At 66.2% G+C, this 6640-nt stretch carries 7 protein-coding genes and 1 tRNA gene; 7 read left to right on the top strand and 1 reads right to left on the bottom strand.

Going from position 1 to position 6640, the window contains the following annotated elements; all coding sequences use genetic code 11:
- Positions 1-783: 783 nt before the first annotated feature.
- Positions 784-873 (bottom strand) — tRNA-Ser (locus AO684_RS20685).
- 253 nt (positions 874-1126) lie between these two features.
- Between AO684_RS20685 and AO684_RS22450 the strand changes: the two genes are divergently transcribed.
- From AO684_RS22450 to AO684_RS20720, 7 genes are all read left to right on the top strand, one after another.
- Positions 1127-1453 (top strand): hypothetical protein, encoded by a 327-nt coding sequence (locus AO684_RS22450; protein ID WP_235451334.1) that lies wholly within the window; start codon positions 1127-1129, stop codon positions 1451-1453.
- Between the two features lie 46 nt (positions 1454-1499).
- Positions 1500-2744 carry a DNA-packaging protein gene (locus AO684_RS20695; protein ID WP_235451336.1) on the top strand — a complete coding sequence of 415 codons (1245 nt, stop codon included), beginning with the start codon at positions 1500-1502 and terminating at the stop codon, positions 2742-2744.
- Between the two features lie 101 nt (positions 2745-2845).
- Entirely contained in the window at positions 2846-4021 is a 1176-nt protein-coding gene (locus AO684_RS20700) for a phage portal protein (protein ID WP_054304635.1), read from the top strand.
- Positions 4018-4266 carry a hypothetical protein gene (locus AO684_RS20705; RefSeq protein ID WP_054304636.1) on the top strand — a complete coding sequence of 83 codons (249 nt, stop codon included), beginning with the start codon at positions 4018-4020 and terminating at the stop codon, positions 4264-4266. The genes AO684_RS20700 and AO684_RS20705 overlap by 4 nt, the downstream gene beginning before the upstream one ends.
- Before the next feature lie 5 nt (positions 4267-4271).
- Positions 4272-4844, top strand: a complete 573-nt coding sequence (locus AO684_RS20710) for an HK97 family phage prohead protease (protein ID WP_054304637.1) — start codon at positions 4272-4274, stop codon at positions 4842-4844.
- A 34-nt stretch (positions 4845-4878) separates the two neighbouring features.
- Positions 4879-6078: a phage major capsid protein gene (locus AO684_RS20715; protein WP_054304638.1), complete on the top strand. Its 1200-nt coding sequence runs from the start codon at positions 4879-4881 to the stop codon at positions 6076-6078.
- A 148-nt stretch (positions 6079-6226) separates the two neighbouring features.
- The coding region (locus AO684_RS20720; protein WP_235451335.1) for a hypothetical protein at positions 6227-6640 on the top strand (414 nt) is incomplete at its 3' end.

The raw sequence follows: 6640 nt of genomic DNA on the forward strand, positions 1-6640 counted from the left end.
CTCAACCTCGCCACCCTCTGGCGCAGCACCGCCGCCGATCTGGAGGCCCTCCGCCTCACCGCCAGCGCCGCAATCGACGCCGCGACGACGGTCGAGGAGGTCGGCGCGGCGATGGCAGGCCTTCCAGCCTGAACCAGAAGCGCCATCCGCTGACCTATGCGGGTGGCGCATAGCTCGCACATCGCCATTTCTCCTAACGCATTGAAATCATGTAACTATGAACTGGAAGGCCGCCAGTTCCGAGTTTCCGGCCCAAAAACAGGGGTTTCGGGGGCGAAAGACCGGGTGAAATCCCCATAAGGTGTTGAAAAGACGTAACTATGAACTGAGTTGAAAAATCCGCGCACGAGTTCCGAGTTTCGCACTTTCCCCGGATTGGCTGAATCGCCCTGAAACAGCCGTTAAAGCCAAGTTTTATTGATGTTTTCGGGCGATTAGCAGCTCGGGTCCGGGCGCCAGCGAGGGCGCGGATCACGCTCTGGCCACCTGTTTGGCGCAATATTTTCGTCGCGACCGCCATGACCGCCCCGGAGTCGCCCAGACACGGCACCAGAACCTCACAGCCTCGGCAAGCGCCTTATTTTATTGAGGAAAGACGGTTGGCGACGGGTAACGACACCTAGCGACGGATAGGGCAACGCACTCTCTTAAAAAACCCTATGTTTTTGTCGCGTTACAGATATTCCGCTTCAATCCGCCGCCAAATGGGGGAAGGAATGGTGGAAAAAGACAGTGTGATGAGCCGAATTTCTCTTTTATTTCATGCGCTTAGCGGGTGAAAATTGGCGGAACAGGTGGGATTCGAACCCACGGGGCCATCTCTGGCCCGACCGATTTCAAGTCGGTTGCCTTAGACCACTCGGCCACTGTTCCGGATGTTTTCCTAGCGGGTTGTGGTGGGTTTGCCAAGGGTGATTGGCGGGGTGTTGCAGGGATCTGGCAGGGTGCGTTCGTTTGGTTAATATATTGAAAATACAATAATAATTGACTTTTTAATGCCGGGGATATAGAGATGGTTGCATGCTAGAAGAAATGCGGCGAGCGACGGATCGGGGGGCACCCGGGGCGCTCGCTTTTCCATTTCACTCGTGCGGAGGCATGAGAGGCGGGCGGCAGCAGGATGGGAATGGACTTCTCTGCGGGAGAGAACGGGCCTGAGGCTTTGCTGAGGGCGACGGAAGATTATTACCAGGAAATCGCGCTGGAGCTGGCCACGGCCACGCGAAGGCTGCGGGATGGCGAACTGGGCGAGGTGAAGGCGGCAGCGCAGGCCGTGAAGGATCTGCGTGTGGCTTTCCAGATGGTCATGGATGAAAGGACGCGCGTTGACAAACTCCGCAAGCAGGTTGCCGGGGTCGCAGGAGGCTCTGGCGGAGAACTGGATTTCGCCGCGGCCCGGGCTGAAATCGGGCGCAGGCTGGCTCGCCTCCGTGACGCCGGCGGTGGTGGATGAGTTTCTGGGCGGGCTGAGCGATGAAGCGCTGCTGGCGCTGCCGTGGATGTTCGAGTTCTGGGCGCTGCCGCACCAGCTTCCGCCTGAGGGGGCCTGGAAAACCTGGGTCATCATGGGCGGACGCGGGGCAGGCAAGACGCGGGCCGGGGCGGAATGGGTGCGCGCGCAGGTGGAAGGCGCGCGCCCCGCCGACCCCGGCCGGGCCAGCCGGGTGGCGCTGGTGGGTGAGACGCAGGATCAGGTGCGCGAGGTGATGATCTTCGGCGACAGCGGGATTCTGGCGTGCTCGCCCCCGGATCGGCGCCCGCAATGGGAGGCGGGGCGGCGGCGGCTGGTCTGGCCGAATGGCGCGGTGGCGCAGGTGTTTTCGGCGCATGAGCCGGAAAGCCTGCGCGGGCCGCAGTTCGACGCAGCCTGGGTGGACGAGCTGGCGAAGTGGAAGAAGGCGGAGGAGACCTGGGACCAGCTGCAATTCGCGCTGCGTCTGGGGCCGCATCCGCAGCAGGTGGTGACGACGACGCCGCGCAATGTGGCGGTGCTGAAGGCGATCCTGAACAACCCGTCCTCGGTGGTGACCCATGCGCCGACGGATGCCAACCGCGCCTATCTGGCGGCGAGTTTCCTCGATGAGGTGACGGCGCGCTATGGCGGCACGCGGGCGGGTATGCAGGAGCTGGAGGGCATTCTGGTCGAGGATGCGGAAGGCGCCTTGTGGACGCAGGCGATGCTGGAGCGCACGCGTGTCACCGAGGCTCCGGCGAGGGGGCGGGTGGTGGTGGCGGTCGATCCGCCGGTCACCGGTCATGGCGGCTCGGACGAGTGCGGGATCGTGGTGGTCAGCGCGGTGACCGAGGGGCCGGTGCAGGACTGGCGGGCCTGTGTGCTGGAAGATGCCAGCGTGCAGGGCGCCTCGCCCGATGGCTGGGCGCGGGCGGCGATTGCCGCCATGCAGCGGCACGGCGCTGACCGGCTGGTGGCCGAGGTCAATCAGGGCGGCGATCTGGTGCAGGCGGTGATCCGGCAGGTTGATCCGCTGGTGCCGTTCCGGGCGGTGCGGGCCTCGAAGGGCAAGGCCGCGCGGGCTGAGCCGGTGGCGGCACTGTATGAGCAGGGACGGGTGACTCATCTGCGGGGGCTGGCGCGGCTGGAGGATCAGATGTGCCGGATGACGGCGCGGGGGTATGAAGGCCGTGGCTCGCCCGACCGGGTGGACGCGCTGGTCTGGGCGCTGACCGCGCTGATGGTGGAGCCTGCGCAGCGGCAGGCCAGCCCGCAGGTGCGGCGGCTGTAGACGCCTCCGGCGGGAGTATTTGGACAAGTAGCAAGAGGCTCCGGGTCGCGCGCGCTGGCGTGCGGGCATGGTGGGCTGTTGCCCGGATGAAGGAGAGCGGGATGGTGTTCGATTTCCTGCGGCGCGCCGAAAGGGTGGCGCCGGAGCAGAAAGCCTCGGCCACGGGGCGGGTGGTGGCCTTCGGGCTTTCGGGCCGGTCGGTCTGGAGCGCGCGGGATACGGTGAGCCTTGTGCGCAACGGCTTTCAGGGCAATCCGGTGGGGTTTCGCGCGGTGAAGCTGATCGCCGAGGCGGCGGCGGCGCTGCCTCTGGTCTTGCAGGATGCCGAGCGGCGCTATGAGCAGCACCCGGTGCTGGATCTGGTACGGCGGCCCAATCCGGCGCAGGGGCGGGCGGATCTGTTTGAGGCGGTCTATGCGCAGCTTCTGCTGTCGGGCAACGCCTATCTGGAGGCGGTGCCGGGGGTAGGCAAGGTTCCGGGCGAGCTGCATGTGCTGCGCTCGGACCGGATGAGCCTGGTGCCGGGGGCGGATGGCTGGCCTGTCGCCTATGACTATACAGTCGGCGGCCGGGTGCATCGGTTCGACATGACGGGTGAGGTGGTGCCGGTCTGCCATATCCGCAGCTTCCATCCGCAGGACGACCATTACGGTTTCGCGCCGATGCAGGCGGCGGCGGTGGCGCTGGATGTGCATTCGGCGGCGAGTGCCTGGTCGAAGGCGCTGCTGGACAATGCGGCGCGGCCCTCGGGGGCCATCGTCTACAAGGGCGGTGACGGGCAGGCGGTGCTGAGCCCCGATCAATATGACCGGCTGGTGACCGAGATCGAGGCGAACCATCAGGGCGCGCGCAATGCCGGGCGACCGATGCTTCTGGAAGGCGGGCTGGACTGGAAGCCGATGGGGTTCTCGCCCAGCGACATGGAGTTCCAGAAGACCAAGGAGGCAGCGGCGCGGGAAATCGCAATCGCCTTCGGGGTGCCGCCCATGCTGATCGGGATTCCGGGCGACGCGACCTATGCGAATTATCAGGAGGCGAACCGCGCCTTCTATCGGCTGACGGTGCTGCCCTTGGTGGGCAAGGTCACGGCGGCGGTGTCGCATTGGCTGGCGGGCTTCACCGGCGAGGCGGTGGAGCTGCGCCCCGATCTGGATCAGGTGCCGGCGCTGGCGGTGGAGCGTGACCAGCAATGGGCGCGGGTCGGTGCGGCCGATTTCCTGACGCAGGCCGAAAAGCGCGCGCTGCTGGGGCTGCCGCGGCTGGCGGAGGAGGAATGAGCGGGCGCGAGCGGGCCTCAGGCGGGTCGCGCTATCTATACGACAGTTTCGACGCGGCTGCGGCGCGGATCGAGGCGAACGAGCGCGTGGCGGAGGAACGCTGGAGCGCGCTGGAATATCGGCTGACGCAGATCGACGGCGCGCTGGAGCGGCTGGAAAAGCGGATCTGGCTGGGGGTTTACGGCGTCGCGGCCTTCCTGCTGGCACAGGGGGCCGAGGCGGTGCTGAAAGCGGCGATGAGGTGACGGGCATGGGATATATCACGGGCTTCGGCGCGCCGGAGCGGAAATTCGTGGCCTTGGGCGACACGGCTGAGGCCGGGTTGCGGGTCATCGGCGGCACCGAGATCGAGGGCTATGCGAGCCTGTTCGGGCGCGGCGATCAGGGTGGCGATGTGGTGCAGGCGGGGGCCTATGCCGGATCTCTGGTCAGGCTGGGCGCGGCAGGGCGGCGGGTGAAGATGCTGTGGCAGCATGATCCGACGCAGCCCATCGGCATCTGGGACGAGGTGCGCGAGGATGGCCGTGGCCTTTGGGTCAAGGGGCGTCTCTTGCCCGAGGTGGCGCGTGGCCGCGAGGCAGCGGCGCTGCTGGCGGCGGGGGCCATCGACGGGCTGTCGATCGGCTATCGCACGGTCAAATCGGAACGCGACGGGAAGGGGCAGCGGCTTCTGACCGAGCTGGAGCTGTGGGAGGTGTCGCTGGTCACCTTCCCCATGCTTGCGGAGGCGCGGGTGGCGGCGAAGGGCGATCACCCCGACGACACCTGGCGTTCGCTGGCGCAGGTCTTTGACGAGGCCCGCCGGACCCTGGCCGACCGCTAGGCGGCCTTCACGACCAGACGGAAAGGACAAGGCAATGACCGGGCACAAGGCGCGCGGCGAAGGCGGCATGTCTGCCGTCCCGCTGGAATCAGCGGTGGAAATGAAAGCCGCCATGATGGGTTTCCTGAATGAATTCAGCGTCTTTCAGGGTGAAGTGAAATCTGCGTTGCAACAACAGGAAGAGCGACTGACCATGCTGGATCGCAAAACCATGACCTACGGCCGCCCCGCGCTTTCGGCTGCGGCCGAATTGGGCGCGCCCCATCAGAAGGCCTTCGACGCCTATCTGCGTTCGGGCGATGATGACGGGCTGCGCGGGCTCGTGCTGGAGGGCAAGGGGCTGAACACCGCCGTGGCGGCCGAGGGCGGCTATCTGGTGGACCCGCAGACGGCGGAGACCATCCGGTCGTCCCTGAAATCCACCTCGTCGCTGCGGGCGATTGCCAATGTGGTGCAGGTGGAGGCAACCTCCTTCGATGTGGTGATCGACCACAGCGATGTGGGCACCGGCTGGGCCACCGAGGCGAGCGCCGTGACCGAGACCGCCGCGCCGCAGATCGAGCGTATCTCGATCCCGCTGCATGAGCTTTCGGCCATGCCGAAGGCCAGCCAGCGCCTGCTGGACGACAGCGCCTTCGATGTCGAAGGCTGGCTGGCGGGCCGTATTGCCGACAAGTTTGCCCGTGCCGAGGCAGCGGCCTTTGTCGGTGGCGATGGCGTGGGCAAACCCAAGGGCTTTTTGACCGGAACCAAGGTGGCGCAGGCGAGCTGGGCCTGGGGCAGCCTTGGCTACATTGCCACTGGCACGGCAGGAGATTTTTCGGCAACCAATCCGGCGGATGCCATCGTCGATCTGGTCTATGCGCTGGACGCCACCTATCGCGCCAATGCGAGCTTCGTCATGAACTCGAAAACCGCGGGCGCGGTGCGCAAGATGAAGGATGCCGATGGTCGCTTCCTGTGGAGCGACGGTCTGGCGGCGGGCGAACCCGCGCGGCTGATGGGCTATCCGGTGCTGATCGCAGAGGACATGCCCGACATCGGCGCCAATGCCTATGCCATCGCTTTCGGCGATTTCGCGGCCGGCTATACGGTGGCCGAACGCCCGGATCTGCGTGTGCTGCGCGACCCGTTTTCCGCCAAGCCGCATGTGCTGTTCTATGCCACAAAGCGCGTGGGCGGCGGGGTCAGCGATTTCGCGGCGATCAAGCTTCTGAAATTTGCCGTCTCCTGACCGGCTGACGGATGGTCCGGGGGCGTAGCGCCCGGACCTGCGGACGCGCGCCTGTCCGGCGCCTTCTAGCTGCTCCCCTCCGTCTGAGTGGCGCGGGGCGCGCGTCCGGTCCCGCCTTGGGGCGCATTTGAGGGGCAAGGAGCGGATGATGATGTTGACAGAGTTGACGAGCGTGCCGGGGGCAGCGCTGCCGGTGCAGATTTTGCGGGATCACCTGCGACTGGGCACCGGCTTTTCTGATGACGGAATGCAGGATGGCTTGCTGGAAAGCTGTCTCCGGGCGGCGATGGCGGCGATTGAGGCGCGCACCGGCAAGGTGCTTCTGACGCGGACTTTTCGCCTGGCGCTGGACCGCTGGCGTGATGCGACGGCTCAGGCGCTGCCGGTGGCGCCGGTCTCGGTGGTGAATTCGGTCACGCTGTTCGATGCGGGTGAGGCGGCGGTGCCGGTTGCGCCCGCGCGGTGGAAGCTGATTGTCGACACACATCGGCCGCGGCTGGCGTCGGTGGGCACGCTGCTGCCGACGGTGCCCGAGGATGGTCGGGTGGAGGTCGTGTTTGAG

The sequence above is a fragment of the Gemmobacter sp. LW-1 genome (assembly GCF_001303875.1).
Taxonomy (GTDB): Bacteria; Pseudomonadota; Alphaproteobacteria; order Rhodobacterales; family Rhodobacteraceae; genus Gemmobacter; species Gemmobacter caeni.

Coding starts and splice junctions, on each gene's coding strand:
- AO684_RS22450 (WP_235451334.1), top strand. CDS start 1,127: ATGGACTTCTCTGCGGGAGAGAACGGGCCTGAGGCTTTGCTGAGGGCG.
- AO684_RS20695 (WP_235451336.1), top strand. CDS start 1,500: ATGTTCGAGTTCTGGGCGCTGCCGCACCAGCTTCCGCCTGAGGGGGCC.
- AO684_RS20700 (WP_054304635.1), top strand. CDS start 2,846: ATGGTGTTCGATTTCCTGCGGCGCGCCGAAAGGGTGGCGCCGGAGCAG.
- AO684_RS20705 (WP_054304636.1), top strand. CDS start 4,018: ATGAGCGGGCGCGAGCGGGCCTCAGGCGGGTCGCGCTATCTATACGAC.
- AO684_RS20715 (WP_054304638.1), top strand. CDS start 4,879: ATGACCGGGCACAAGGCGCGCGGCGAAGGCGGCATGTCTGCCGTCCCG.
- AO684_RS20710 (WP_054304637.1), top strand. CDS start 4,272: ATGGGATATATCACGGGCTTCGGCGCGCCGGAGCGGAAATTCGTGGCC.